A 23,223-nucleotide genomic window follows, 5' to 3' on the forward strand; every position below is an offset into this window, starting at 1 on the left:
ACTTATCCACAGGACCGTCCACAGCTGTGGAGAATCACACGGCTGTAGTTCACGGCGTCCGGCCCTCGGGGTGTGTGTTTCAGAATTGTCCGGCGGGCGCGAAAGTGAGAGTAGCGATCGGAAGCTGCGAGTCGCCGAGCGGTCAGGCGATTTTGTAGCTTTCGTCGCCGAAGCTGACCGCGACCTCGAGCCGGCCGCCCAGGGCCTGGACATAGCGACGCAAGGTGTCAACCTGGGTCTTGTCGATGTCGCCTCGTTCGATCGCGGATACCCGGTTCTGTGACACGTCGAGTTGCTTGGCTAGTTCAACCTGGCTCATGTCGAACTGTTCCCGGATTTCCCGCAGCCGGTAGGCGCGGGTCTCGGCGAGGATGCGCTTCTTGTGCGCCTCGACCGCCTCCCGGTTCGGCTGACGACGCTTGGCCAGATCCTCCAGGTTCGTCATGGCTGCCTCCTGTGCAGTTCCTCGAGATGGTCGCGGTACCGCTGTTCCGCGACCGGAATGTTCTTGCGGTACCACCGCTGCCAGTTCCCGGCCTTGTCGTCGGCCACCAGCATGATCGCCCGACGTGCGGGATCGAAGGCGAACAGCACCCGGACCTCGCTGCGTCCCGACGATCCGGGCCGCAACTCCTTCAGGTTTTTCACCGTGCTGCCCTTGATGGTGTCCACCAAGGGCCGGCCTAACGCCGGACCCTCACTGGACAAAACCTCCAACGCAGCGAACAACAGGTCGTAGTCATCAGAGGGAAGCGACATGATCCAGTCCTCGAGCAGCGCGGTCTCGATCTCCCACACAACCCGAGAGTACAACTTCAGAGTTCTAAACTGCAAACGTTGTAGAACGTCCAGGTGGCGGTCACCCTGGGCCCATGCCCAGCCCACCCACCGGCGGCGCCGTCGGCGGCGCCACGTACGCTTCGATCGTGAGCGCTCTGCCGGACCCGGACCCCTGGACGCCGCTGGCGTCCGGCCTCTGCCCCCTCCCGGACGGCCGCCGCCTCTCCTTCCTGGAGTTCGGCGACCCCGCCGGGACGCCGGTGGTCTGGTGCCACGGGACGCCGGGCGGGGCGTCGGAGGCGACGGTCGCGGCGGCGTCCGCGCGCGAACTCGGTGTGCGCCTGATCTCGCCATCACGGCCGGGGATGGGCCTCTCGGACGCCCGCCGCAGCCCCCGGCCTGGGGGCCGCGTGATCGACTGGCCGGACGACCTCGCCCACCTCGCCGACCACCTCGACCTGGGCTCGTTCGGGCTGCTGGGGGTGTCGGGCGGCGGGCCGTTCGCCCTGGCGACGGCCCTGCGGCTGCCCGAACGCCTCACCGGGGTCGCGCTGCTCGCGCCGGCGGGGCCGCGGTCCGGACGCCAGCCGCCCCGTTGGCTGCTCCGCGCTGCGGGCGCGGCGATGCAGGCACCGATCGTGCCGGCGGCGCTGGGCGTGCTGGCGCCGCTGGTGAACCCGGCGTTCCGGCGGCTGCCGCGCGAGGCCAGCGCGGGCATGATCCGCGCGGCCCGCGAGGGGGCGACACCCGCCGGCGCGCAGGAGATGCTGCTGCACACGCACGGCGATTGGGGGTTCGACCCGGCGGACGTCCGCCTCCGCGGCATCCGGGTCTGGCAAGGGCTGAAGGACCTTCAGGTCCGCCCCGCCGAGACCCGCGCGCTCGCCGCGCGGCTGCCGGAGGCGTCCCTGATCGAGCTGCCGGCAGAAGACCATCTGAGCCTGATCGGACGCCACGCGGAGGTCGCGTTGGCGTGGCTGGCCGCCCAGGGACGCCCGTAGCTCGTCCGCAGCAGCCCCCCGCGGCGGACGCCGGAGCACCGGCCTGGCAGGACGCTGACCGGAGCGAATCGCGACCGGCCGGCCCGGGGGACTCGTTAAGCTCGCGCCATGCGCATCGCTGTGATCGGAGCCGGGGCCATCGGAGGGTACGTCGGCGGGCTGCTCGCCCGCGCGGGCGCGGACGTCGTCTTCATCGCGCGCGGCGTCACGCTCGCCGCGCTCCGCACGGAGGGGCTCACGATCGCGGCGGCGTCCGGGTCGGAGGGCGGGCCGGCCGGGGCCGGGTTCCGGGTGGACGTCGTCGCGACGGACGACCCCGCCGAACTCGGCGTCGCGGACGTCGTGCTGCACACCACGAAGGCGACCGGTTTTCGGGACGCCCTGGAGCAGGCGCTGCCGATGGTCGGCCCGACGACGCTCGTGGTGACGGTCCAGAACGGGGTCGAGGCGCCCGAGGTGGCGGCCGAGCTGGTGGGCGCGGAGCGGGTCGTGCCGGGGGTGGTGCGGCTGTTCTCGCAGATCGAGCGTCCGGGGGTGATCGAGTTCCGCGGCGGGCCGGGCAGCATCGCGCTGGCAACGGGTGATGGGCGTCCGAGCCGGGTGCTGGAGGCGTTCTCCGACACCTTGGAGGCGGCGGGGATCCGGGTGGAGACCCCCGCCGACATCTGGACCGATCTGTGGCTGAAGGCCATGTACGTCGTCCCGTTCGGGGCGCTGGGGGCGCTCACCGGGGACACGCTGGGCGTGCTGCGCGCGCCGGACGTCTTGCGGGACGCCCTCGCCGCGGCGGCGTCCGAGATCGGCGCGGTCGGCGCGGCGCGCGGGGTCGCGATCCCCGAGGACGCCGTCGCCGACACCCTCGCCTTCATGGACCGCATGCCGGCCGGGTCGACGGCGTCCATGCAGCGCGACATCCGCGAGGGCAAGCCCTCCGAACTGGACGCCCAGGTGGGCGCGATCTGCCGCTTCGGCGACGCGGCGGGCGTCCGGACGCCACTGCACGACGTCATCTACCGCACGCTCTCGGCCCGGGGGTGAACTGTCGGGGTGTCGCGTGGCGAGAACGTCACCGACATCCCCCTGGTCCGCCCTGGACGCCGCCGGTACAGTCGAGCGCATCGCCGCACCGAGGCTGGCGAGACGTACACCCCGGACGCCGGCGGCGTCCCCGATTTGAGGAGCGCAGATGACCGAGCAAGACCAGCCCCTGACCGACGACGAGCTCGTCACCGACGGCCCGACGGCCCCAAGCAACCTGGCCACCGGCGGCGACGCCGATGGAACCGACGGCGACTCGACCGACGGCCACGACGGTGACTCCCACGACTCCGATGGAACCGACGGCGGCGACGCCGACGGCACCGATGGCGGGGATGCCGACGGTACCGATGGCGACTCCCACGACGGAGATTCCACCGACGGCCACGACGGAGATTCCCACGACTCCGACGGAACCGACGGCGGCGACGCCGACGGCACCGACGCCTGAGCAAGGGATGAGCGAACTCGCATTCCTGTCCGGCGACCCCGAGACGTTCGTCCGCGACGTCTGGGGTCGCCGGATCCTCGTCCGGGAGATCCCGCCCGCCGACCTGGAGGGCATCTTCGGCATCGACCAGGCCGACCACCTCCTCACGCAGACGGCGCTGCGCACGCCGCAGCTCCGCATGGCCAAAGACGGCTCGGTCCTCCCCGAATCGCGCTTCACCCGCCAGGCGACCATCGCCGGCAAGCCGATGACCGGCCTCGTCGACTCCCGCAAGGCGCTCGACCTGTTCTCCGACGGCGCGACGATCGTGTTCCAGGGCCTCCAGCGCTACTGGGAGCCGCTGCGCCGGCTCGTCCGCGGCCTCGAAGAAGAGTTGGGCCACCCCTGCCAGGCGAACGCCTACCTGACGCCGCCCGGCTCGCAGGGCTTCGCGCTGCACAAAGACACGCACGACGTCTTCGTCTTCCAGACGTTCGGCCGCAAGGACTGGGAGGTCCACGACGAGTCCGGCGCCCACCAGGTCGCGATGGTGCCGGGCACGTGCATGTACCTGCCCACCGGCACGCCGCACATGGCGCGCACGCAGGCGACGGCGTCCCTGCACGTCACCCTCGGCATCAATCGCTACGTCTGGCGCGACCTGCTGAAGCAGGTCGTCGACCCCGTTCTTTCGTCGGACGCCTTCGCGGGCCCGCTGCCCGCGCGCCTGTTCTCCGACCCGGACGCCCTCGCGGAACAGCTCCGCGAGAAGCTCGGCGAACTCGCCCGGGCGCTCACGGCGTCCGACGTGGAGGAGGTCGTGCGCACCCAGGAGGTCCGCTTCGAGACCGGACGCCAGCCCGTGCTGGCCGGCGGCCTCGTCGACCGGCTCGCGGTGCTCGACCTCACCGCCGAGACGCCGCTGCGGCGGCGTCCGGGGAGCACGTGCCTGGTGCGTCCGCGCGGCGAGTCGGTCCAGTTGCTGCTCGGCGACCGGTCGCTGACCGTGCCCGGCCGCATCGCGGACGCCGTCCAGCGCATCGCGGACGCCGACGGCACGTGGCGGCCGTCCGATTTGAGCGACCTGCTCGACGAGCAGAGCGCCCTCGTCCTGTGCCGGCGGCTGGTGCGGGAAGGGTTGTTGGAAGTGGTCCGTTGACCGACGAGCCTTTCCCGCACCGGCTTCGGCTGACGGTCCCCGATCCCGACGCCGCCCTCTCCCGCGCCGAGACCCGCTACCGCTGTTCGGTCGCCAGTGTGGAGCGCGGCGAAGAGCTCGCGGGCACGGCGTCCACGGTCTCGGCGTTCCTGCTCATGGAGGAGCCGGGCCCCTGGGGTCCGGCGGTCCTGCGCTGCCTGCGCCTCCCGGACGCCGTCCGCGAGCGAGCCGCACGCTGGGAGCGCGAGCTCGGGCTGCGGCCGCTGCTGATTCGGCGTCCGGGGCGCTCCCCCGACAGCCCCCGGCGCGTGTTCGTGGTGAACGCGCGGCACGGCTGGGCGCAGTCCGCGACCGTCGACTCCCTGGACGCCGTCGCCGGCTGGAACCTGGACGCCGTCGCCTCCCCCGACGGCGTCGGCCTGACGCCGCACCCCGACCCGCTCGTGCTCGCCTGCACCCACGGCCGTCACGACGCCTGCTGCGCCGAACGCGGGCGTCCGGTGGCGCGCGCCCTCGCGGACGCCTTCGGCGATCTCGTCTGGGAGACCTCCCACCTCGGCGGCGACCGGTTCGCCGCGAACCTGCTCGTGCTCCCCGACGGGGCCGCCTACGGACGCCTTGACGCGGCCTCCGCGCCGGGCGTCGTCCGCGATCACCTGGCCGGGCGGGTCTCGCTCGACCACTTCCGCGGCCGCACGACGGCGTCCTGGCCCGCGCAGTACGCCGAGCAGGTCGTCCGGGAGCGGCTGGGCGAGACGCGGCTGGCTGCGGTGAGCAGCCGCGTCCTGGCGCGGGACACGCAGAAGGCGGTCGTCGAGGTGAGCGTCGGCGGCGTCCCGCGCGAGGTGACCGTCGAGATCGGCGAGTCGCCCGAGGCCCTGCTCACGTGCCAGGCCCCGCGGCCCGCGACGGCGCCGCGGTACCGGGTCGGCTGACCCGGACGCCCGCCGCCGCTACCCGAACGCGCGCACGCGCTGCAGCCAGGCGAACATCTGCGGGACGAGGGGCCGGTAGCCGTTCAGGTTGTGGCCCCCGGTGGGGAACGTCAGCAGCGACACGTTCGGGTCGCCCTTCGCCAGGTTCACGAGCTTCTGGGTGGACGGCCACGACGAGCGATCCTGCTTGCCGGCGATGAGGAGCAGCTTCACGCCGCGCGTCTTGTGCTGCTTGTAGAGCCAGGTCGCCGTGTTCTCGTTGCGCAACTGCTGGCTGCCGCCGAACAGGTCGCCGGTCGTGTTGTCGATGTACGGCTCGCTGTCGCCGCCGATGGAGACGGCCGCCCCGAACCGGGTCGGGAACCGCAGCGCGATCTTGGTGGAGCAGATGCCGCCCGTGCTCCAGCCCATCAGCGACCACTGCGGGCCCGGCTCGACGGCGCGGTAGCCCCGGACGATCCCGTCGACGACGTCGCGGACGAGCCACGATTCGGCCTGCGGGCCGCGCGGGACGTCCATGCACTCGGTGTCGCGCGGCGGCGCGATGATGGCCGGCGGCATCACGACGATGAACGGTTTCACCGTCCCCGACAGGATGGCCTTGCTCGCCTGCGCGCCCACGTCGAACTGCCGGTTCAGGTTCGCCGGGGTGCTCGGGACGCCGGGCAGGAACATGACCACCGGGTAGCGGACCTGGGCGTTCGCCGGGTCGTCGTAGCCCGGCGGCAGCCACACGAGCACGTCGCCTCGCGCGGCGGCCCCGCGGATCGGGAACGCCTGGAACCGGCCCTGGCCGGCGTCCAGGCCCTGTGCGGAGACCCGCGCGGGCCCCTGCCCGCCGATGCCGAGCAGGTCGTCCCACGACGCGTAGAACCCGAACACGTTGTTGACGTGCAGGAACAGCGCGAGGCACGCGAGCGCCTGCGCAAGGAAGAGGGCCAGCAGGCGTCCGACCGCGCGCAACCGCTGATGCGGACGCGGCGTCGCGCCGGGCCGGCTCGCGCGCGTCCAGAGGACGGCCGCGACGACGGGCAGGGCGATCGCCCCCAGGACTGCGATGACGAACAGGGGGCGTCCGGTGAGATCGAACATGCGGGCCTCGGCTCTCGAGCCGTTCGGCTCGCGGCGACCACGGTAGCTCGGCGGGGGTCGTCTTCCCTGAGAGCGTCCTCAGGGCGCGACCACGCGCTCCGGATGGGCGTACAGGTTCAGCCGATCTCCCCCGACGAACCCCGCGAGCGTCAGCCCGGTGGCGGCCGCGACGTCGACGGCGAGCGACGACGGCGCCGCCATCCCCGCCAGCACCGGGACGCCCGCCAGCACGGACCTCTAGGCGAGCGCGACGCCGGTCCTCCCCGAGACCATCAGCACGCACCCGGACGCCGGCCGGCGTCCGCGGAGCAGCGCCCAGCCGAGCACCTTGTCGACGGCGTGGTGGAGGTCGACGTCCTCGCGGGCGACGAGCAGTTCGCCGGACGCCGTGAACAGCCCGGCGCCGTGCAGGCCGCCGGTCTTGGCGAAGGTCTTCTGCGCGGCGCGGAGGGCGTCCGGGAGGGCCCCGATCGTCTCGGGGGCCACCCGGACGTCGTCGTCGTGCAGGTCGAAGCGGCCGTCCGTGCGGACGAGGTCGACGGACGCCGTCCCGCACACCGCGCCCGCGGTCGTCGGGGCCGACCGGCGCCACGTCGGGTCGACCGCGACCCCGGGTGCGAGCTGCACGGACAGCACGTTGTAGGTGTTCTGCTGGTGGCCGCCCTCGACCTCGACCGCGCCCTCGCAGTAGCGGGCGCTGACCACGTCGGACGCCTCCGCGATGACCCCCTCCGCCGCCAGCAGCCCGTGCAGCAGCTCGATGTCGTGGCCGGGCGTGCGCAGGGTGACCGTGAAGGGTTCGCCCCCGACCCGGAGCTCCAGCGGCTCCTCGACGGCAAGCGTGTCCTGACGGCGGGCGACCCGGCCGCCCTCGATCGTCACCACCGCACGCCGCGCGGTCACCCGTCCCATCGTCCGTCTCCCCTCGTCAGCGGCTGATACGCCCGCGGCTCGCTCGTCCACGGACCACGCACCGTCGAAACCCGCGGCGCCCGCCGTGGGCAGCCTACGCGCGACCGCGCGGGCGGCGTCCATGATCGCGGACGCCTCGGCCGGCCGCTCCCAGCACTCGGCGTCTGTCATCAAAATCGCTATTGCTCTAGTACAACTAGAGCAATAGCGCGGCGGCATGCTCTTCGTCATCGACCCGCAGGCCCCGGTGCCGCTCTTCGAGCAGCTCGCCGGGCAGATCCGGGCGGGCATCGTGAAGGGCGACCTGGCGCCGGGCGAGCGGCTGCCGCCCGCCCGCGAGCTCGCGGCCGACCTCGACGTGAACCAGCACACCGTGCTCCGCGTCTACCAGGTCTTGCGCCTGGAGGGGCTGCTCGACGTCCGGCAGGGCCGCGGCGCGTTCGTCGCCGCGTCCGCGGGCGATTTCGGCAGGCTCCGGCAGGCGCTGGACGCCGTCCGCCGCGAGGCGGAGTCCCTCGGCCTGCCGCTGTCCACCGCGGCGTCCCTGCTGACCCAGGAGTGATCCCGATGCCACGCCCACAACCCCGCGACTACCTCGTGCGCACCATCGTGTTGTGCCTGGTCGTCCCGGCATTGATCACGGTCGCGCCCTGGGCGCTGCTGCACGCCGTCGGGTGGCGACTGCCGTCGCAGGAGGTTCCGGAAGCGCTCGGCCCGAGCATCCAGAGCAAGGTGACCCTGTCCCTCGGCTGCGGCCTGTTCGTCGTCTTCTGGGGGATCGGCGCCGTCGTACGGCGGGCGTCCGAGGTGGCGCGGCGATCGAGCGCGGCCTTCGCGGCGTGGTTCACCTGGCTCTACGCCTCGGACGCCGGCCTCGCCATCCTGCAGAACATCGACAGGCCCGCGGTGGTGCGGACGGACGTCTTTCAGCCGCCGACCATCGCGGGAGCGATCGTGCTGGCCGCGCTCGCGGCCGCCCTCGCCGGCCGCGACCGGCCGCGTCCCAGCCGGGACGCCGTCCCCGCCGACGCGGCACGGCTGCCCCTGATCGACGACGCGCGGGCCGTCTGGTACGGGCGGTGCCGGATGTCGTCGGGAGCGTGGGCGGCGCTCGCCACCCTGGTCGCGCTGCAAGGGCTGGTGATCGCGCTGGGGATGCGCTCGGCGGAGCCCTGGATCCTCCTGGTCGTGCCCGTGCTGCTGGCGCTCCACCTGCCGGCCGCCGGGGCGTGGCGCGTCCGGGTGACGGCGGACGCCCTCAGCGCGACGTCCTGGCTCGGACAGCTGACCGTGACGGTGCCGCTGGCCGACGTCGTCCGGGCGGACGTCCGTTCGGTCGACCCGCAATCGCTCAAGCTGAACGGCGTGGGCCTCGGAGCGACGCTCGACGGGGAGACCCGCATCGTGACGCGTCCAGGGGAAGCGCTGACGGTGACCGCGACCGGCGGTCGGGTCTACACCGTGACCGTCGACCGTCCCGACGAAGCGGCCGCCATCATCAACACCCTCTCCGACCGCGCCCGCACCGGGGCGTAGCCTCCGCGCCGCACTCCGCTCGCAGAGGGTTTGCCAGACCCTCCCACCCCGCACCCATCGAGTCCAGAATGTGCGCGTGACGTCACCCGAGGCCAACAATTCCGCCCGCCGGCGCCGACTGGCCTTCGTGGCCGCGTCGGCGTCCCTGGTGGCGACGTTCGCGGCGTCCGCGTCGCCGATTCCCCTCTACAACACGTACCGGGCCGCGGCCGGCATCACCAACGCCGACCTCTCCCTCACGGTCGTCGGCTACTTCGTCGGGACGATCGGGGCTCTGCTCTGCCTCGGCCGCCTCTCGAACCACCTCGGACGCCGCCCGGCGTCCCTGCTCACGCTGGCCCTGCTCGCGGCCGGGTGCCTCGTCCTCCTGCGCGTGCCCTCGATCGGGCCCTTGGTCGCCGGACGCTTCCTCATGGGGCTCGGCGCCGGCCTCGCCTCCAGCTCGCTGACGTCATTCATCGTGGACGCCGCCCCCGCCCGGCCGGCGTGGGTCGCGTCGGTCGTCACGTCGCAGGCGCCGATGCTCGGGCTGACGATCGGCGCGCTGGCGTCCGGATCGCTCACCCACTACGGACCCGCCCCCACGATCACCGTCTACCTCGCGATGATCGCCGGGCTGGTCGTCTGCGCGGGGCTGATCGTGGCCTCCCCCGAAACCGCCGCGCCGGCCCCGGGACTGCTGGCGTCCCTGCGCCCCCGCGTCTTCTTGCCTCCGCGCGCACGGCGACTCGTGCCCGTGGCCGCGTGCGTCTTCGTCAGCACCTGGGCGATGGGGGCGTTCTATCAGGCGTTCAGCCCGTCGATCGTCGCCGACCAACTCCATTCGAGGAACGCCGTCGTCGTCGCGTTGGTGTTCTCCGCCTACATGGCCCCCAGCGTCGTCGGGGCCCCGATCGGCGGCCGCTTCCGCCCCGCCACCGCACAGCGGCTCGGCATGGGCATTTTCCTGGTCGGCATGGCGGGCATCCTCGGCTCGCTCGTCGCGGTCACGATCGTCGGGTTCCTCATCGCCAGCGTGGTCGCGGGCGCCGGGCAGGGCATCGCGGTGAGCGCGAGCATTCGCGGGCTGCTGCACGGCACGACCCCCGCCGAGCGCGCGCCCGTGCTCGCCGCGACCTACCTGCTCTGCTACACGGGCGCGATGGTCCCGAGCCTGATCGCCGGCCAGCTCTCGCACGCGTTCTCCCTGGTGCAGCTCACGCTCGGCTACGGGGCGCTCGCCGTCATCGCGACGGTCGTCACGCTGATCGGGGCGCGCGACCCCGACTGATGCCGGAGTGCCCTCACCCCTTGGTCTGCGTGTACATCCCCGTCAAGGACGCCTCCAGCGCCGTCGCGATCGCCGGGACGTCGCCCGCGTTGTCGGCGACCACCAACGGGAAGGTCGCGGGGTCGCCTTCTGCCGTGACCACCACGACGTCGACGGTCACGGGCTTGCCCTGCACGACCAGCCGGGCCCGGACCGTCCTCGCCTGCTGCACCGCCCCGCTCTTCGCGGACACGGTGCGGGGCGAGACGGGCCCCGGCGTCGCGGCGGCGACGTTCGGGTATGCCGTGCGGAGGTAGCAACCGGCCGCTCCGGTCGCCGCGGCGTCCAGCGACGCGAAGCCGTCGTCCGCGTGCAGCGAGCCGACGAGCAGCAGACTGCTGTTCTTGTCGGCATTCGTGACCTCCTGGCCCTGCAGCCCGGTGGCCCAGGGGACCACCTTCTGCAGGGAGGAGGGCGAGGCCGCCTTCCACCCGGACGCCGCCGGCACCGGCACGACCAGGGTGGTCTTCGCGGCGTCCGAGCCGGTCGCCGTGAAGAAGGCGGGGTTCGAGGATCGCTCGAAGCCGAAGCCCCGCGTGGAGCCGCAGCCCGGGGACGCCGCGGCCGTCGGCGTCGCGGCGCTGCTCGTCGCGGCGCTGGTCGTCGCCGCGGGCGACGCCTCGGACGGGGAGGCGCCGGACGCCGGCGCGGCGGGCTGTCCGGCCGAGCAGCCGGCCAGGACGAGGGTCAGGCACGCGGCCGTCACGGGGGCGCACCGCAACAGGGGCGTCGTCACCCGCCGCACGCTAGCGCCCGGCCGCCGGGCGGGGGGCGAGTATCGCGAGACCGGCACCGACCCCGACAGGAAGGGGTTCCCCCTTCCGTTTCGGCATCCCGCGGCGCACAGTGGACCGCGACGACGAAAGGAACCACCATGCCCTGGTCAGAGGCTGATCTCACTCGCATCGGCGACTCCCGCAGCTTCCACATCGCGGCGGTCACCCGCGACGGAACCTTCTCCAAGCGGACGTTCATCTGGGTCGTCCGCGCCGGCGACGACCTGTACGTCCGTCCCTACTACGGCGGCAAGTCGCGCTGGTTCCAGGCGGCCAAGGCCGACCCGCGCGGACAGGTGGACGCCGACGGCGTCCGCACCGACGTCACGTTCGAGGTCGTCGGGGACGTCGACCGCGAGGCGATCGACGCCGCGTACCAGACCAAGTACGACAGCGGCGCCGACGCGCAGTACGTGCCGCCGATGATCGCCGACCGGGCCCGGCAGGCGACGGTCAAGCTCCTGCCCCGCTGACATCCAGCCCCAGCGAGGACGCGGCCCCCGGCGACATCCGCCGCCGGGGGCCGTCCTTCGAGAGAGCCTGCCCGCGGGCCCTCCCGGTCAGTGGGCGATCGCCTCCCCCGCGCCCGCGCCGGTCATGGAGCGAACCTCCATCTCGGCGGCCAGCTCAGCGTCCCCGCGGACCGGCGAGGTGACCGTTCCGATCCAGCCCGCGAGGAACGCGAGCGGCACCGAGACCAGCGCGGGGTTCGTCAGCGGGAACCAGGCGAAGTTCACCGCCTGCCCCAGCATCGACGTCTTGCTGCCGGAGATCGCCGGCGAGAACACGATCAGCAGGACCGAGCTGACCAGGCCGGTGTAGATGCTCCACACCGAGCCGCGCGTGTTGAAGCGCCGCCAGTACATCGTGTACAGGATCGACGGCAGGTTCGCCGACGCGGCCACCGCGAACGCGAGCGAGATCAGGAACGCGATGTTCTGCCCGTTCGCCACGATGCCGCCGACGATCGCCAGCACGCCGATGACGACCGACGTGATGCGGGCGACGCGCACCTCCTGCTCCGGGTCGGCCTGGCCGTCCTTCAGGATCGAGTTGTACACGTCGTGCGCGAACGACGCGGACGCCGTGATCGTCAGCCCGGCGACCACCGCGAGGATCGTCGCGAACGCGACCCCCGAGATCACCCCCATGAACACCTCGCCGCCGAGGTGCAGCGCGAGCAGCGGGGCCGCCGAGTTCGCGGCGCCCGGCGCCGCGAGGATCGCCTTCTGGCCGACCAACTGCGCGGCGCCCATGCCGAGCACCAGCGTGATGAGGAAGAACGCCCCCACCAGGCCGATCGCCCAGACCGCCGAGCGGCGGGCCTCCTTCGCCGTCGGCACCGTGTAGAAGCGCATGAGCACGTGCGGCAGCCCGGACGGCCCGGCCACCAGGGCGATCGACAGCGACAGGAACGACAGCTTCGTGAAGTCGCTGGCCCCGTACTGCTGCATGGGACGCAGCAGGTCGCGCCCGCTGCCCACCGCCGGGTCGAGCGCGGCGCTCTGCGCGGAGTGCAGCAGCCCGGACAGGTTGAACCCGCTGCCCCAGAGCACGAGCACGGCCATGATCGCCGCGCCGCCCACGAGCAGGACGGCCTTGATCATCTGCACCCAGGTCGTCCCCTTCATGCCGCCGATGAGCACGTACACGACCATGAGCGCGCCCACCAGGGCGATCACGAGCGACTGCATCGTCCGGTCGGAGACGCCCAGCAGCAGGGCCACGAGGCCGCCCGCGCCGGCCATCTGGGCGAGCAGGTAGACGAACGAGATGACGAGCGTCGAGGTGGCGGCGGCCGTCCGGACGGGCTTCTGGTTCATCCGGAACGACAACACGTCGGCCATCGTGTACTTGCCGGTGTTCCGCAGCGGCTCGGCGACCAGGAACAGGGCCACGATCCAGGCGACGAAGAACCCGACCGAGTAGAGCAGGCCGTCGTACCCGTACAGGGCGATCGCGCCGGTGACGCCCAAGAAGGCGGCCGCCGACAGGTAGTCGCCCGTGATCGCCAGACCGTTCTGGCGTCCGGAGAAGGCGGCGCCGCCCGTGTAGAAGTCGGACGCCTTGGCCTTCTGCCTGGTCACCGCGATCACGATGCCGAGGGTCGCGGCGACGAACACGGCGAACACCGCGATGTTGATCATCGGGTTGCCGTAGGTGGTCTGCAGGGCGATCATGCGATCTCTCCGCTCTCGAGACGGGCCTTGAGCGCCTGCGCGGTCGGATCGAGCCGCTTGGAGGCGTAGTTCACGTAGATCGCCGTCCAGGCGTACGTGACGACGAACTGGAACAGCCCGAGGGCCATCCCGACGTTGAGCGAGCCGATCAGCGGCTTCGCCATGGCGTCCACCGCGTAGATGGACAGCAGGACGTACACGAAGTACGAGGTCAGGCCGGCGACGGTCATCGGGAACGCGAAGCGGCGGAAGGACGACCGCAGGCCCGCGTACGCGCTCGATCGGGAGACGGCCGCGAAGGACGCCTCGTCGGGCTCCGCGTGCGGCTTCTCGGTGTGGGCCAGGGCGGGCAGGGGCCAGTGGTCGTCTGGAAGGTGGAACTCGGTCTCGTCGGGCCAGGACTGCGTCCCGGGCAGGGGGTCACGGTTGTGCGTCATGGTGGGCGCTCCTCACGCGGCCGGCGGGGCCACCGTCGGCCCCGTCATGTCAGAGAAAGGTAGGGCCCCCGACCGTCAAATCTCAATATCGAGATTGTTGATTTCGTGAAACTTTGGCAACTCCGGGGAAACCTTCACGCGGCCGGCTGGGCTAGCGTGTGCCTCACGAATCGGGTCCCGTCAGAATCGGAGATGACGTGTCGGACGATGCGAGGCTCATGCGCCGGCTGGCGCTCCCCGTGTACGTCCCGACGCTGCTGCAGAGCGCCGGGCTCCATGCGCTCGCGCCGGTGATTCCCCTCGTCGCGCTGGAGTTGGGGTTCTCGGTGCCCGCCGCCGCAGCCCTCGCCGCCATCGGCGGCGTGGGCATGGTCGCCGGCCCCATCCCCATCGGACGCCTCATGAGCCGCATCGGCGAGCGGCTCACCATGATCGTCTCGGGCGCGCTCCTGGTCGCCCTGAACGTCGCCGGCTGGTGGCTCACCGAGGACGCCGCCGCCCGCGGCCCCGACGACGCCCACCGCGCGGCGTTCGTCGGCGTCCTGGTGATGCAGGCGATCAACCAGCCGGTCTGGCTGCTCGGACGCCAGGCCTTCCTCGGCGGGGAGTTGCCGGCCCACCTGCGCGCCCGCGGCATGTCGACGTTCGGCGGCATGATGCGCGTCGGCATGGTCGCAGGGCCGGCGGTGGGGGCCGCCATCGCGGGCTTCGGCCACCCCGGACGCGTCCTCCTGCTGGACGCCGCCGTCATGGCCGTCGCCACCGCCCTGGTGTGGGGCTTCATGGTGCCGGGCGAGCGCCGCGGCGTCCGGGTGGAACGGGGGGCGTCCGAGCGGATCGATCCGCAGGAGCCGGCCCCCCACGCCCCCGGACGCCCCGCCCTGGCGTCGATGCTGCTCGTCGGGCTGGGGATGATCGCCCTCGTGATGGGCCGGGCGGCCCGGCCCGTGATCCTGCCGCTGGTCGGCGCGACGCTCGGCCTGGACGCCGCGACGATCTCCGTGATCTTCGCCGTCGCCGCGATCATCGAGATCGGCATGTTCGTGCCCGCGGGCCTGCTCATGGACCGCCGGGGCCGGGCCGCCGTCACCGTCCCGTGCCTGGCCCTGATGGCCGTGGCGTACCTCGGCATCGGCGTCCTCGGGTGGGGCGCACGACCGGGGGACGCCGCCGGCGCCACCTGGCTCGTCGGCGGCTGCGCGCTCGTGCTCGCGCTCGGCAACGGGTTCAGCGCGGGCATCCAGATGACGCTCGGCGTCGACCTCTCCCCCGAGCGTGCCCGCACCGCCCACCTGGCCCGCTGGAACACGATCGTCGGCGCCGGCCAGCTCGCGGCCCCCGCCCTGGTCGGCGCGATCACCCTCGTCGCGCCGGTCGCGGCGGCCGGCGTCGCGGTCGGGGCGTCCTGCGCGGTGGCGGCCGTCTGGCTCGGACGCCTCCTCCCGCGCGTCACCCCTGGGCCGGCGCGGCGTCCGGATGCGACGATGGGGCCATGACCCAGATCAACGGAATCCGTCAGGTGGAGGTGGCCGACCTCGACGACGAGGCGGTGCTCCTGGACGTGCGAGAGCCCAACGAGTTCGAAGCCGGCCATGCGCCGGGGGCCGTGTCGATCCCGCTGGGCGACCTGCGGGCGCGGCTGGCCGAGGTCCCCGAAGGCGACCTCACCGTCATCTGCCGCTCCGGCGGCCGCTCGCAGGCCGCGGCCGAGTTCCTGGTGCGCCAGGGCGTCCCGGCGGTGAACGTCAGCGGCGGCACGATCGCCTGGGCGCTGGCCGAGAAGCCCCTCGTCGCCGAGGGGGACGCCAAGCCCTCCGTCGTCCCGCCCACGACCATGCCGCCCGAGAGCGTCTGAGCGCGCGCTGCTGCAAGCGACTCCTGTCGCAACAGGGACGGCCGTGGCGACAGGGCTGACCCGCCGGGTCCCGAGAATGCGGGCATGGCTCTTCTTCCGCGCAGACTGGCCCGAGGCGTCACGCTCGGTGTCGTGGGCGTCCTCGTCGGATGCTCGGCCATCCCCGGCCTGGCTCCCCAGGCCCCGAGGACCACGGTCACCGTGATCTCGGTGGTGCCCCAGGCTCCGGCCACCGAGACCCAGGTCCAGGTCCAGACCCAGCAGGGCGGGCAGACGCGCACGCAGGCGTCCGGGACGGGGACGACCGAGGCACCCGCGGCGACGAGCGCCCCATCCTCGTCGATGAGCCGCTACTCGAACCCGCGCTACCGGTTCGCGTGCTCCTACCCGCGCGGCTGGTCCACCGCCGAGTCGGACAACGGCGACGGCGTCACGGCCACCAGCCCCGACGGCCGATCGCAGGTCCTCTGCTTCGGCAGCTCCGTCGTGGGCGACTGGGAGGGCGAACTCGACAGCCGCCGCTCCTCGTTCGCCTCCAACGGCTGGAACGTCACCTACTCCAAGCGCACCCGGCTCTGGCAGGCGGTCAGCGGCACGAAGGGCGACCAGATCCGCTACGGGCGCTACGAGGTCAACGGCCCCCGGGTCATCGGCATCGAGTGGACCTACCCCGCCAGCCAGAAGGCGCGCTTCGACGGCCTCGTCACCCGCGCCGTGCGCGACCTCGACATCACCGACAGCGGCGGCTGACGGACGCTACGCCCGGTCGTCGGGCTCCAGCGGGTCAGTGGACAGGTGCGAGTCGGGGATGTTCGCGCCGTCGTCGACGGCGATCTTCTCCGCGACCGCGTACCGCTCCTGGTACGCCGGCAACGTGCGGACGAACTCGCTCAGCGCCGGGGACGGCTTCTTGCCCGACGTCAACGGCTCGGGCGCCGGGAAGCGGGTCTCGATGTCGTCGATGAACTCCGTCTGATCGAACCGGACGAGTTCGATGACGTGATACTGCTCCTCGGCGCCGAGGCCGGCCCACCACTCCTCGAGGGTGCCCGGCCGGTCGTCGCCGGCCGCGTCATGCGTGTGGCTGCTCATGCCCGTCAGTCTATTCGCGGGCCACCGGCCCGCGACAAGGTCACTTTGGACGCCGCGTCCTGCGTCGCCACGGCCACACCAGCAGCGCCTGCCGGGGCCGCAGCCGGCTCAGCTGGCGCCGCAGCTGCTCGTCCGCGGGGCGTCCGACGATCATGCCGGCGGTGGCGCCGACGGCGATCGCGATCGCGACGCCCACCGCGCCGACGAACGTGATGAGCCCCGGCTGCAGGTCGGCCAGATTCAGCTCGTAGCCGAACATCTGCTTCAGGGAGCTGACCAGCATCGTGCCCGGCACGAACGGGATCAGCGCGGACGAGACCACCGCGACGACCGGAACCCGGAATTGTCTCGCCAGCGGCACGCCCACGAGCGCCACGATCAGGCCGGCGATCCCGTTGGTCGCCATGCTCGGCCAGCCCGCCGACATGAGCGCGGCGAACCCGGCCCACCCCGCGAGTCCGGCGACGCCGCTGAGGGCGACGGTCCGCCAACTGGCGTTCGACTCGAGGCCGTACATGGCCGAGACGACGAACGCCCCGAGCAGTTGGGCCCACAGCGGCCCGTAGGCGAGGAAGTTGTTCGTCAGCGGCGGGACGACCCCGACGGCCCGGCAGAGCTGGATCCCGAGGACGAGGCCCACCAGGATGCCGCCGGTCAGCATCGCGACCTCGACGGCCCTCGCGGCGGCGGTCAAGTAGAACTCGTCGATGGCGTCCTGGGCCGCGCCGACCGCCTTGCTGCCCACGACCAGGATGATGACGCCCCCCGTCATGAGGACGTCCGGGTTGCGCCCCGTCGGCAGCCACGGCACCTGCGCGCTCAGCCACCACAGGCCGGTCGCGCAGACCGCGACGACCGCAGCCCCCGCGACCTGGGTGAAGAACGGGGGGACGGCGAGCCGGGCGAACGCGTGCTGCAGCGAATACACCAGGACGCCGAGGGCGAACGTGGCCAGCATCTGCGACCACGAGCCGCCCCAGATGAGGACGGCGCCGGCGGCCGTCAGCGCCGTGCCGACGACCATCATCCAGCGCGGGTGCGGACGCGGGCCCCGCATGATCCGGCGGAACCGCTCGGTCGCCTCGTGGATCGACATGGGCGTCGACTCGATGGCGTCCATCAGGCGCTCGGCCCGCTCGACCATCGTGAAGTCGACCTCCGGCGTCCGGACGACCCTCGTCGTCGTCACCGGCGGCCGGTCCCACCCGCGGTAGTAGGAGGTGGTGATCGACATGTAGGAGACGTCCACGTAGACGGTCTTCAGGCCGAACGCCCGGGTGAGGCGCAGCAGCAACACCACGGTGTCGTTCGCCGGCGTCCCGGACGCGACGAGCAGCTCGCCGAAGCGCATCGCGAGGTCGAGCACGGCCGTCGCGACCTCGGGGGGCGCGTCGTCGATCTCGCGGTTGCTGACCGCGGCGTCCAGGGGTGACGGCATGGTCAGGTCGACCACGCGTCGGGCCCGCACCCGCGACGGGTGCGACCAGTACTTGCTCAACGGCTCCTCGGGTGTCGCCATGATTCCATTCTGGCGCGATCGCTCGCGCGGCGGACACCCCGGCCGCGTCAGGCGGCGCGGACGCCGTCAGTGCTCGTGCTCGCGGCCCTGCTCATGGTCGAACTCGTGGGTGAGGTCGTCGATCATGTCCCACGTCTCGCCGTCGAGCATGACGGCGGTCGCCGGGAAGAGCCCGTTCTCCTCGCGGTCGATGTGGTGCCGCAGCGTGTCCTCAAATTTTTGGTACACGTGCCACTCGCCGTTCTCGATGCGCTGCAGTTGCTTACGCATGAGGCAGTGCTGCTCCATGAGCCCCTCGACGGTCTCGCCGAAGTACTCGCAGTACTCGGGCTGGCACAGGCCCTTGAACAGGCCGGCCTCCTCCGAATTGTTGTGCAGGAACAGGTGGCTCCGCATCGCCTTGAGCGCCCGCTGCACCTCGTCGGCATCGCTGGCGTCGACGGCCCGCTTGAGGCCGCCGAGCGCGTTGACCGCCCCGTAATGCTCTTCCGACAGCCGGCCGATGATCGAGATGTCCCGGCACCCGCAGTACTCGCACATGGCGCTCAATCTACGGCCCGGACGCCCACACCCGGAGCCCTTTCCACAGATCAGTCCGTGGAAACGCCTCGATTCCCACCCGCACGGTCGTAGCGGACGCCGCCGGCGCGGGCAGACTGGGGTTTCCAGCCCGACCGAAGGAGGCGTCCATGCCCCAGGATGCGTGGAGCGACAAGCGCGAACGGCAGTACGAGCACATCAAGGACGGCCTGCTCGACCGCGGGAAAGACGAGGACACCGCCGAGGAGATCGCCGCCCGCACCGTCAACAAGGAGCGGGCCCGCGCCGGCGAGGCCAAGCAGGCGAGCCGCACCTCGACCGAGGACATCTCGTCCGGACGCCGCGGCGGCCTGCGCTCACACACGGGCGAGGGCGGGCGGACCCGCGATCAGCTTTACAACGAGGCCCGGCGCAAGGGCATCGAGGGCCGCTCGTCCATGTCGAAGGACGAACTCGAGCGCGCGGTGAACGAGGACTCCTGACCCGGACGCCTCACGCCACGTCGCGGATCAGCACGTGGCCGAGGCCGGCGGTGATGAGCAGGCCGATCCCCGTGGCGACGAAGATGCCGGCCGTCCCCGTGGACGCCGCGGCGACCGCGACCACGGCGGGCACCAGCGACTGGCCGAGCCGGTTGCCCATCAGCCGGACGGCCAGCCACGTCGACGTGCTGCCGGGCGGTGCCGCGACCGACACGATCGCCATCGACAACGGCTGCCCGACGCCGAGGCAGAACCCGGCGACAAGCAACGCGGCGCCCAGCACGGCCGGGTGCACCGGGGCGACGACCAGCGCGACCGCGAGCCCTCCGACAAGGCTCGAGACCACGACGAGGCGGCGCCGGCCCAGGCGTCCGGTGAGGGTCGACAGGCCGATCCGCGAGAGCATCGTCGCGGCCGCCCGCAGCGTCAGCAGGACGCCGATCACGCCGGCCCCGATGCCCCGCTCGACGCCGAGGGCGGGCAGGTAGACCTGGATCAAATCGACGGCGGCGAGCACGAGCATGCTCAGCAGCACCGCACCGGCCAGCGTGCGGCGCGCCTCGGGCGAGACGCGCACCGGGGCGGGGCGGCGTCCGTCGCGCGGCCGAGGCCCGGACTCCGCCCGTCCGGCCAGACGACGCAGCAGGAACGTGCAGGCGACCAGGGCGAACGTCGCGACGGTGTAGAGGGCCATGAGCGCCTGCGTGTTCGGCATGACCGCCCGCCCGCCGACGGCCGCGAGCGCGAGCGGCGCGGCGGCCTGGCCGACGGAGCCCGCGAACGTGAAGGTGCCGAACGCCGAGTCGACCGCCTCGCGCGAGGCGCGCGCGACGAGGCTCTGCTCGCCGATGATGCTCAGCAGGTTCCCGAGCCCGACGATCGCGTTCCACAGCAGGAGCGACCACAGGTCGGGCGAGTACACCAGCATCCCGACGCCTGCCAGCGCCATCGCGGACGCCCCCACCAGCAGGGCGGGGAACTCGCGCCCGCCGTCGGTCCAGCGCCCGGCGGGGAAGGCGACGACGAGCGGCAACAGGGCGAATCTCGCGGCGATGAGGCCGACGAGGGCGGGCGACAGGCCCACCTCGATCGCGCGGTACGCCGAAGTCGGCCGGATGATGTAGGCCGACCCCTGCACCAAGAACGCGTGCGCGAGCAACGGGAGGGCTCGACGCACGGAGATCACGCTCACACCGTAGGCGCGTCCGGGCGCTCTCGGGCCCCGAATCGCAGCCGCGCGGACGCCTCCAGCACGGTCGGTTCGCGGCCGACCTCGGGCTCAGGCGTTTGTCTGTTTCGCGGGCAGCGCCGGAGCGACCGCGACCTGCCCCGCGCCCAGCGGGACGACGGGCGTCCCGGCGACGACGAGGTCCGCGCGTTCCCACGGACGCTCGCGGGCGAAGAAGGCGAGCTCGGCGTCCATCCACCAGTGCCAAAAGCGGGTGGCCTGCTCCTCGGTCTGCCCGTTGACGCCCGAGGCCAGGTCGCGCGCGATGCCGCGGCGCTCGGCGTCCGCGAAGTCGGCCTGCACCCACACGGTCGCGTCGATGAGGGGCGCGAGGTCCCGCGGGGACGCCCCGGTGCCCTCGACGAACACGGCCGCCAGTCCTCCCGGCAGCTCGATCGCGCCCTCGCGGCCATGGGCCGCCCACTGCGGCGGACTCATCCGGACGCCTCCTCCACCGGCCAGGCCCTCCAGCAGCTCGCGCAGGAGGCGTCCCCAGCCGAAGAGCGGCTCGTGCCAGGCGAGGTCGTCGGTCGCGACGACCACCGAGCCGGGCACGCGGCGGCTCAGCTCGCCGGCGAGCGTCGACTTGCCGGACGCCCCGCGCCCGTCGATCGCGATCACGGCCGGACGCCCCGGGGCCGGGTCGGCGATCTGGAGGAGGCGGGTGGCCAGATCGTCCAGGCTCAGCGGGGCCCACGGCCCCGCGGCCGGCTCGCCGGGCGGCAGCGTCAGAGTCGTCATGCGCTCGATCCTGCCAGGGTGGCCGCGGGTTGGGGCTGCACTCGGCGCAGGGGGCGGGCGGCGTCCTAGGGCAGGATCCAGGTGGACAGGATCACGCAGGCGAGCGTGCCGCCGACGAGGCTGAGCACCGCGTTGTGGCGCCACAGGTGCAGCCCGACCGTCACGGCCACCCCGACGAGCTGCGGGACGCCCCTGTCGGGCGCCGACACATCGATCGTCGCCAGGCAGTACACCGCGAGGATCGCCAGCGCACCCAGCGGCATCCAGCGGCCCACGTCGGCCAACAGCTCGGAATCGCGCATCCGCGCCCGCAGCGCGAAGGGCACCGCGCGCAGCGTCACCGTGATCGCGACCGCCACCCCGAGCGCGACGAACCAGGACGCCTCAGGCACGGCCGTCCTCCTCTCGCAGCGCGCGTCTCCCCAGGAGGTGCCGCCCGACCAGGGCGGCGGTGAACGCCGACATGGCGACGAGCAGCATCGAACCGGGCGCGACCACCTGGGCGCCGACGCCGGCGACGACCGCGAGACCCAGGGTGACCGGGTCGCGGCTCTCGCGCCAGGCGTCCATCGTGAGCACGACGAACAGGGCGGTCAGGATGAAGTCGAGGCCCCGCACGTTCGACAGCAGCGCGCCGCCGACCAGACCGCCCGTGAGCCCGCCGAGCGCCCAGGAGACGTGGAGGCCGGCGTGGATCCAGAGGATGCGTGCGGTGGTCAGCCCGCCCCGCGGTGCGCTGCCGACCAGGGCGAACGCCTCGTCGCACAGCGCGAAGATCGCGTACGCCTTGGCCCAGCGGCCCTTGACGAGGTCGAGCGGGTACGACAGGCCGTAGAAGAGGTGGCGCGCGTTCACCAGGAACGTGACGAGCGCGATGGACGCCAGCGGCGCCCCGGCCGCGAGCAGCCCGATGAACAGGAACTCGACGGAGCCGGCGAACAGCGTCCCGGAGATGAGCGGGGCCAGCCACCACGGCAGCCCCTTGCTGATGACGAGGACGCCGAAGCCGATGCCCAGCGCGAACAGCCCGGCCCACACCACCCCGGCGCGGCGGGCGGCGTAGGCGAAGGACGACTCCGACCCGGCAACCTCGACCACCCCGGACACTGTAGACGTCCGGACGCGCGGGCCGCGGGGGCGTCCGCGGGGGCGTCCGCGACGTCGTTGGCCACGCGCCCTTCGTCGACGCCGCTCCGCGCCGGAGGTGAGCGGGCACGCCCGTTCGGGCGAAGACAAGCGGACCGCCGTCGGCCCAGGATGGGCACACTCGAAAGGAGTCGCCCATGTCCGAGAACCCCGTCCGCGACCTGCTCGACCAGATTCCGCGCACCGAGAAGATCGACCAGGTCGCCCGGCCGCTGCGCCAGGCCGCCGAGAAGATCGCGGAGACGCCGGGCCTGTCGGAGGCGCTCGCCGCCCAGCCGACCGGCCACCCGCTGCACCCGGCGCTCGTGCACCTGCCGATCGGCGGGGCGCTCACGGCGGCGTCCCTAGAGATTCTGGGTCTCGGACGCCTCCGGCTCGCGACAGCCCTCGCCACGGGCGTCGTCGTCGCCGGCGCGGCCCCGGCCGCGCTCACCGGTCTGGCCGACTGGGCGGCCCGCCGCGACACCGACGAGGACCGCCGCGTCGGGGCGGCGCACGCCGTGTGCGCGGGCAGCGGGACGACGCTCGCGCTCCTGTCGCTCCTGGCCCGCACGGGTGGCTCCCACGGCCTGGCGCGGCTGTTGCTGTTCGGGTCGGCGGCCGCGTACACGGCGGCAGGCGTCCTGGGCGGCGAGCTCTCGCAGGGCCCGCAGCCCGAGGCCGTCTTCCTCAGCGACCGCACCGACGCCCCCGGCGAGGACGAAGAGCACCACTACGCGTGAGGCGGGGCCTGACGCCGACAGCGCCGGGGGCGCACCCGTGGACCGGGGCGCACCCGTGGGCCGGCGCCCACGCGCCGGGCCGCGAAGGCGTCCTGGCAAGGGTTTTTAGTCACCGTGAGGATTGTCGTCGAGGTCGAATCGTCCTAATTTGGGATGACCGCGCACCGGCCTCCCGGGTGGGATTCTCAGCGTGGAGAGTCCATGTCCTCCCGCGAGGGGCCGGTGCGGCGGCGCCTCCACGGACGGGCCGCGACGCATGAGCGGCGTCCGTACTGCACGACATCGGGAGCGCGGCCCGGATGGGGCGGCGATC

The 23,223-nt window shown here is 72.8% G+C and carries 27 protein-coding genes and 1 pseudogene; 14 read left to right on the top strand and 14 right to left on the bottom strand.

Features of this window, described 5'->3' with window-relative positions; translation table 11 throughout:
• Window positions 1–142 precede the first annotated feature (142 nt).
• A complete protein-coding gene (locus tag WMJ97_RS08115) occupies window positions 143–445 on the bottom strand; it encodes a helix-turn-helix transcriptional regulator (RefSeq protein ID WP_347348480.1) in 303 nt (100 codons plus the stop codon).
• The gene (locus WMJ97_RS08120) at window positions 442–798 is read right to left on the bottom strand and encodes a type II toxin-antitoxin system RelE/ParE family toxin (RefSeq protein ID WP_347348481.1); all 357 of its coding nucleotides are present in this window, start codon (window positions 796–798) and stop codon (window positions 442–444) included. The genes WMJ97_RS08115 and WMJ97_RS08120 overlap by 4 nt, the downstream gene beginning before the upstream one ends.
• Window positions 799–926: 128 nt before the next feature.
• On the opposite strand from WMJ97_RS08120, the gene WMJ97_RS08125 reads away from it, so the two are divergent.
• From WMJ97_RS08125 to WMJ97_RS08145, 5 genes are all read left to right on the top strand, one after another.
• Window positions 927–1,781, top strand: a complete 855-nt coding sequence (locus tag WMJ97_RS08125; RefSeq protein ID WP_347348482.1) for an alpha/beta hydrolase — start codon at window positions 927–929, stop codon at window positions 1,779–1,781.
• A 108-nt stretch (window positions 1,782–1,889) separates the two neighbouring features.
• A complete protein-coding gene (locus WMJ97_RS08130) occupies window positions 1,890–2,819 on the top strand; it encodes a 2-dehydropantoate 2-reductase (protein WP_347348483.1) in 930 nt (309 codons plus the stop codon).
• 148 nt (window positions 2,820–2,967) lie between these two features.
• The gene (locus tag WMJ97_RS08135; RefSeq protein ID WP_347348484.1) at window positions 2,968–3,270 is read left to right on the top strand and encodes a hypothetical protein; all 303 of its coding nucleotides are present in this window, start codon (window positions 2,968–2,970) and stop codon (window positions 3,268–3,270) included.
• 7 nt (window positions 3,271–3,277) lie between these two features.
• Window positions 3,278–4,408, top strand: a complete 1,131-nt coding sequence (locus WMJ97_RS08140) for a cupin domain-containing protein (RefSeq protein ID WP_347348485.1) — start codon at window positions 3,278–3,280, stop codon at window positions 4,406–4,408.
• The gene (locus WMJ97_RS08145) at window positions 4,405–5,343 is read left to right on the top strand and encodes a sucrase ferredoxin (RefSeq protein ID WP_347348486.1); all 939 of its coding nucleotides are present in this window, start codon (window positions 4,405–4,407) and stop codon (window positions 5,341–5,343) included. Before WMJ97_RS08140 ends, WMJ97_RS08145 begins: the two co-directional genes overlap by 4 nt.
• A gap of 18 nt (window positions 5,344–5,361) precedes the next feature.
• Here the strand turns inward: WMJ97_RS08145 and WMJ97_RS08150 are convergent, their stop codons facing one another.
• Together WMJ97_RS08150 and fdhD are read right to left on the bottom strand one after the other, a co-directional pair.
• Complete coding sequence (locus WMJ97_RS08150) at window positions 5,362–6,435, bottom strand: alpha/beta hydrolase-fold protein (RefSeq protein ID WP_347348487.1); 1,074 nt, start codon at window positions 6,433–6,435, stop codon at window positions 5,362–5,364.
• A gap of 78 nt (window positions 6,436–6,513) precedes the next feature.
• A pseudogene (gene fdhD / locus WMJ97_RS08155) lies at window positions 6,514–7,638 on the bottom strand (formate dehydrogenase accessory sulfurtransferase FdhD).
• Between fdhD and WMJ97_RS08160 the strand changes: the two are divergent.
• The 3 genes from WMJ97_RS08160 (at window position 7,565) to WMJ97_RS08170 (ending at window position 10,153) form a co-directional block, all read left to right on the top strand.
• A complete protein-coding gene (locus WMJ97_RS08160) occupies window positions 7,565–7,909 on the top strand; it encodes a GntR family transcriptional regulator (RefSeq protein ID WP_347348488.1) in 345 nt (114 codons plus the stop codon). The pseudogene fdhD and the gene WMJ97_RS08160 sit on opposite strands and share 74 nt — an antisense overlap.
• 5 nt (window positions 7,910–7,914) lie before the next feature.
• A complete protein-coding gene (locus tag WMJ97_RS08165; RefSeq protein WP_347348489.1) occupies window positions 7,915–8,883 on the top strand; it encodes a hypothetical protein in 969 nt (322 codons plus the stop codon).
• A gap of 76 nt (window positions 8,884–8,959) precedes the next feature.
• Entirely contained in the window at window positions 8,960–10,153 is a 1,194-nt protein-coding gene (locus WMJ97_RS08170) for an MFS transporter (protein ID WP_347348490.1), read from the top strand.
• A gap of 13 nt (window positions 10,154–10,166) precedes the next feature.
• Here the strand turns inward: WMJ97_RS08170 and WMJ97_RS08175 are convergent, their stop codons facing one another.
• Window positions 10,167–10,928, bottom strand: a complete 762-nt coding sequence (locus WMJ97_RS08175; RefSeq protein WP_347348491.1) for a hypothetical protein — start codon at window positions 10,926–10,928, stop codon at window positions 10,167–10,169.
• Between the two features lie 138 nt (window positions 10,929–11,066).
• On the opposite strand from WMJ97_RS08175, the gene WMJ97_RS08180 reads away from it, so the two are divergent.
• On the top strand, window positions 11,067–11,441 hold the full coding sequence (locus tag WMJ97_RS08180; RefSeq protein ID WP_347348492.1) for a DUF2255 family protein: 375 nt from the start codon (window positions 11,067–11,069) through the stop codon (window positions 11,439–11,441).
• An 87-nt stretch (window positions 11,442–11,528) separates the two neighbouring features.
• Here the strand turns inward: WMJ97_RS08180 and WMJ97_RS08185 are convergent, their stop codons facing one another.
• Both WMJ97_RS08185 and WMJ97_RS08190 read right to left on the bottom strand, forming a co-directional pair.
• A complete protein-coding gene (locus tag WMJ97_RS08185; protein WP_347348493.1) occupies window positions 11,529–13,148 on the bottom strand; it encodes a cation acetate symporter in 1,620 nt (539 codons plus the stop codon).
• A complete protein-coding gene (locus tag WMJ97_RS08190) occupies window positions 13,145–13,585 on the bottom strand; it encodes a DUF485 domain-containing protein (protein WP_347348494.1) in 441 nt (146 codons plus the stop codon). Before WMJ97_RS08190 ends, WMJ97_RS08185 begins: the two co-directional genes overlap by 4 nt.
• A 197-nt stretch (window positions 13,586–13,782) precedes the next feature.
• On the opposite strand from WMJ97_RS08190, the gene WMJ97_RS08195 reads away from it, so the two are divergent.
• The 3 genes from WMJ97_RS08195 to WMJ97_RS08205 all read left to right on the top strand — a co-directional run bounded on the left by WMJ97_RS08195 (window position 13,783) and on the right by WMJ97_RS08205 (window position 16,190).
• Window positions 13,783–15,081, top strand: a complete 1,299-nt coding sequence (locus WMJ97_RS08195; protein ID WP_347348495.1) for an MFS transporter — start codon at window positions 13,783–13,785, stop codon at window positions 15,079–15,081.
• Window positions 15,078–15,440, top strand: a complete 363-nt coding sequence (locus WMJ97_RS08200; RefSeq protein ID WP_347348496.1) for a rhodanese-like domain-containing protein — start codon at window positions 15,078–15,080, stop codon at window positions 15,438–15,440. Before WMJ97_RS08195 ends, WMJ97_RS08200 begins: the two co-directional genes overlap by 4 nt.
• Window positions 15,441–15,524: 84 nt before the next feature.
• A complete protein-coding gene (locus WMJ97_RS08205; protein WP_347348497.1) occupies window positions 15,525–16,190 on the top strand; it encodes a hypothetical protein in 666 nt (221 codons plus the stop codon).
• A 6-nt stretch (window positions 16,191–16,196) separates the two neighbouring features.
• Here the strand turns inward: WMJ97_RS08205 and WMJ97_RS08210 are convergent, their stop codons facing one another.
• From WMJ97_RS08210 to WMJ97_RS08220, 3 genes are all read right to left on the bottom strand, one after another.
• Window positions 16,197–16,532: a hypothetical protein gene (locus WMJ97_RS08210; protein ID WP_347348498.1), complete on the bottom strand. Its 336-nt coding sequence runs from the start codon at window positions 16,530–16,532 to the stop codon at window positions 16,197–16,199.
• A gap of 40 nt (window positions 16,533–16,572) precedes the next feature.
• A complete protein-coding gene (locus WMJ97_RS08215; RefSeq protein ID WP_347348499.1) occupies window positions 16,573–18,051 on the bottom strand; it encodes a threonine/serine exporter family protein in 1,479 nt (492 codons plus the stop codon).
• Between the two features lie 66 nt (window positions 18,052–18,117).
• Entirely contained in the window at window positions 18,118–18,591 is a 474-nt protein-coding gene (locus WMJ97_RS08220; RefSeq protein ID WP_347348500.1) for a hemerythrin domain-containing protein, read from the bottom strand.
• A 149-nt stretch (window positions 18,592–18,740) separates the two neighbouring features.
• On the opposite strand from WMJ97_RS08220, the gene WMJ97_RS08225 reads away from it, so the two are divergent.
• Entirely contained in the window at window positions 18,741–19,073 is a 333-nt protein-coding gene (locus WMJ97_RS08225) for a plasmid stabilization protein (protein ID WP_347348501.1), read from the top strand.
• Window positions 19,074–19,083: 10 nt separating this feature from the next.
• Here WMJ97_RS08225 and WMJ97_RS08230 read toward each other — a convergent pair whose 3' ends face one another.
• From WMJ97_RS08230 to WMJ97_RS08245, 4 genes are all read right to left on the bottom strand, one after another.
• Window positions 19,084–20,259, bottom strand: coding sequence for an MFS transporter (locus WMJ97_RS08230; protein ID WP_347348502.1), 1,176 nt, complete (start codon window positions 20,257–20,259; stop codon window positions 19,084–19,086).
• Window positions 20,260–20,352: 93 nt separating this feature from the next.
• Window positions 20,353–21,042: a hypothetical protein gene (locus tag WMJ97_RS08235; protein WP_347348503.1), complete on the bottom strand. Its 690-nt coding sequence runs from the start codon at window positions 21,040–21,042 to the stop codon at window positions 20,353–20,355.
• Between the two features lie 65 nt (window positions 21,043–21,107).
• Window positions 21,108–21,434: an AzlD domain-containing protein gene (locus WMJ97_RS08240; protein WP_347348504.1), complete on the bottom strand. Its 327-nt coding sequence runs from the start codon at window positions 21,432–21,434 to the stop codon at window positions 21,108–21,110.
• Window positions 21,427–22,140 carry an AzlC family ABC transporter permease gene (locus WMJ97_RS08245; protein ID WP_347348505.1) on the bottom strand — a complete coding sequence of 238 codons (714 nt, stop codon included), beginning with the start codon at window positions 22,138–22,140 and terminating at the stop codon, window positions 21,427–21,429. Before WMJ97_RS08245 ends, WMJ97_RS08240 begins: the two co-directional genes overlap by 8 nt.
• Window positions 22,141–22,325: 185 nt before the next feature.
• Between WMJ97_RS08245 and WMJ97_RS08250 the strand changes: the two genes are divergently transcribed.
• Window positions 22,326–22,910: a DUF2231 domain-containing protein gene (locus WMJ97_RS08250; RefSeq protein WP_347348506.1), complete on the top strand. Its 585-nt coding sequence runs from the start codon at window positions 22,326–22,328 to the stop codon at window positions 22,908–22,910.
• Window positions 22,911–23,223: the final 313 nt, after the last annotated feature.

The sequence above is a fragment of the Nigerium sp. genome (assembly GCF_039811905.1).
In the GTDB taxonomy this organism is placed as follows: domain Bacteria; phylum Actinomycetota; class Actinomycetes; order Propionibacteriales; family Propionibacteriaceae; genus Propioniciclava.

Coding starts and splice junctions, on each gene's coding strand:
- WMJ97_RS08220 (WP_347348500.1), bottom strand. CDS start 18,591: ATGTGCGAGTACTGCGGGTGCCGGGACATCTCGATCATCGGCCGGCTG.
- WMJ97_RS08135 (WP_347348484.1), top strand. CDS start 2,968: ATGACCGAGCAAGACCAGCCCCTGACCGACGACGAGCTCGTCACCGAC.
- WMJ97_RS08210 (WP_347348498.1), bottom strand. CDS start 16,532: ATGAGCAGCCACACGCATGACGCGGCCGGCGACGACCGGCCGGGCACC.
- WMJ97_RS08190 (WP_347348494.1), bottom strand. CDS start 13,585: ATGACGCACAACCGTGACCCCCTGCCCGGGACGCAGTCCTGGCCCGAC.
- WMJ97_RS08140 (WP_347348485.1), top strand. CDS start 3,278: ATGAGCGAACTCGCATTCCTGTCCGGCGACCCCGAGACGTTCGTCCGC.
- WMJ97_RS08250 (WP_347348506.1), top strand. CDS start 22,326: ATGTCCGAGAACCCCGTCCGCGACCTGCTCGACCAGATTCCGCGCACC.
- WMJ97_RS08200 (WP_347348496.1), top strand. CDS start 15,078: ATGACCCAGATCAACGGAATCCGTCAGGTGGAGGTGGCCGACCTCGAC.
- WMJ97_RS08150 (WP_347348487.1), bottom strand. CDS start 6,435: ATGTTCGATCTCACCGGACGCCCCCTGTTCGTCATCGCAGTCCTGGGG.
- WMJ97_RS08165 (WP_347348489.1), top strand. CDS start 7,915: ATGCCACGCCCACAACCCCGCGACTACCTCGTGCGCACCATCGTGTTG.
- WMJ97_RS08115 (WP_347348480.1), bottom strand. CDS start 445: ATGACGAACCTGGAGGATCTGGCCAAGCGTCGTCAGCCGAACCGGGAG.
- WMJ97_RS08235 (WP_347348503.1), bottom strand. CDS start 21,042: ATGACGACTCTGACGCTGCCGCCCGGCGAGCCGGCCGCGGGGCCGTGG.
- WMJ97_RS08205 (WP_347348497.1), top strand. CDS start 15,525: ATGGCTCTTCTTCCGCGCAGACTGGCCCGAGGCGTCACGCTCGGTGTC.
- WMJ97_RS08180 (WP_347348492.1), top strand. CDS start 11,067: ATGCCCTGGTCAGAGGCTGATCTCACTCGCATCGGCGACTCCCGCAGC.
- WMJ97_RS08215 (WP_347348499.1), bottom strand. CDS start 18,051: ATGGCGACACCCGAGGAGCCGTTGAGCAAGTACTGGTCGCACCCGTCG.
- WMJ97_RS08130 (WP_347348483.1), top strand. CDS start 1,890: ATGCGCATCGCTGTGATCGGAGCCGGGGCCATCGGAGGGTACGTCGGC.
- WMJ97_RS08225 (WP_347348501.1), top strand. CDS start 18,741: ATGCCCCAGGATGCGTGGAGCGACAAGCGCGAACGGCAGTACGAGCAC.
- WMJ97_RS08185 (WP_347348493.1), bottom strand. CDS start 13,148: ATGATCGCCCTGCAGACCACCTACGGCAACCCGATGATCAACATCGCG.
- WMJ97_RS08160 (WP_347348488.1), top strand. CDS start 7,565: ATGCTCTTCGTCATCGACCCGCAGGCCCCGGTGCCGCTCTTCGAGCAG.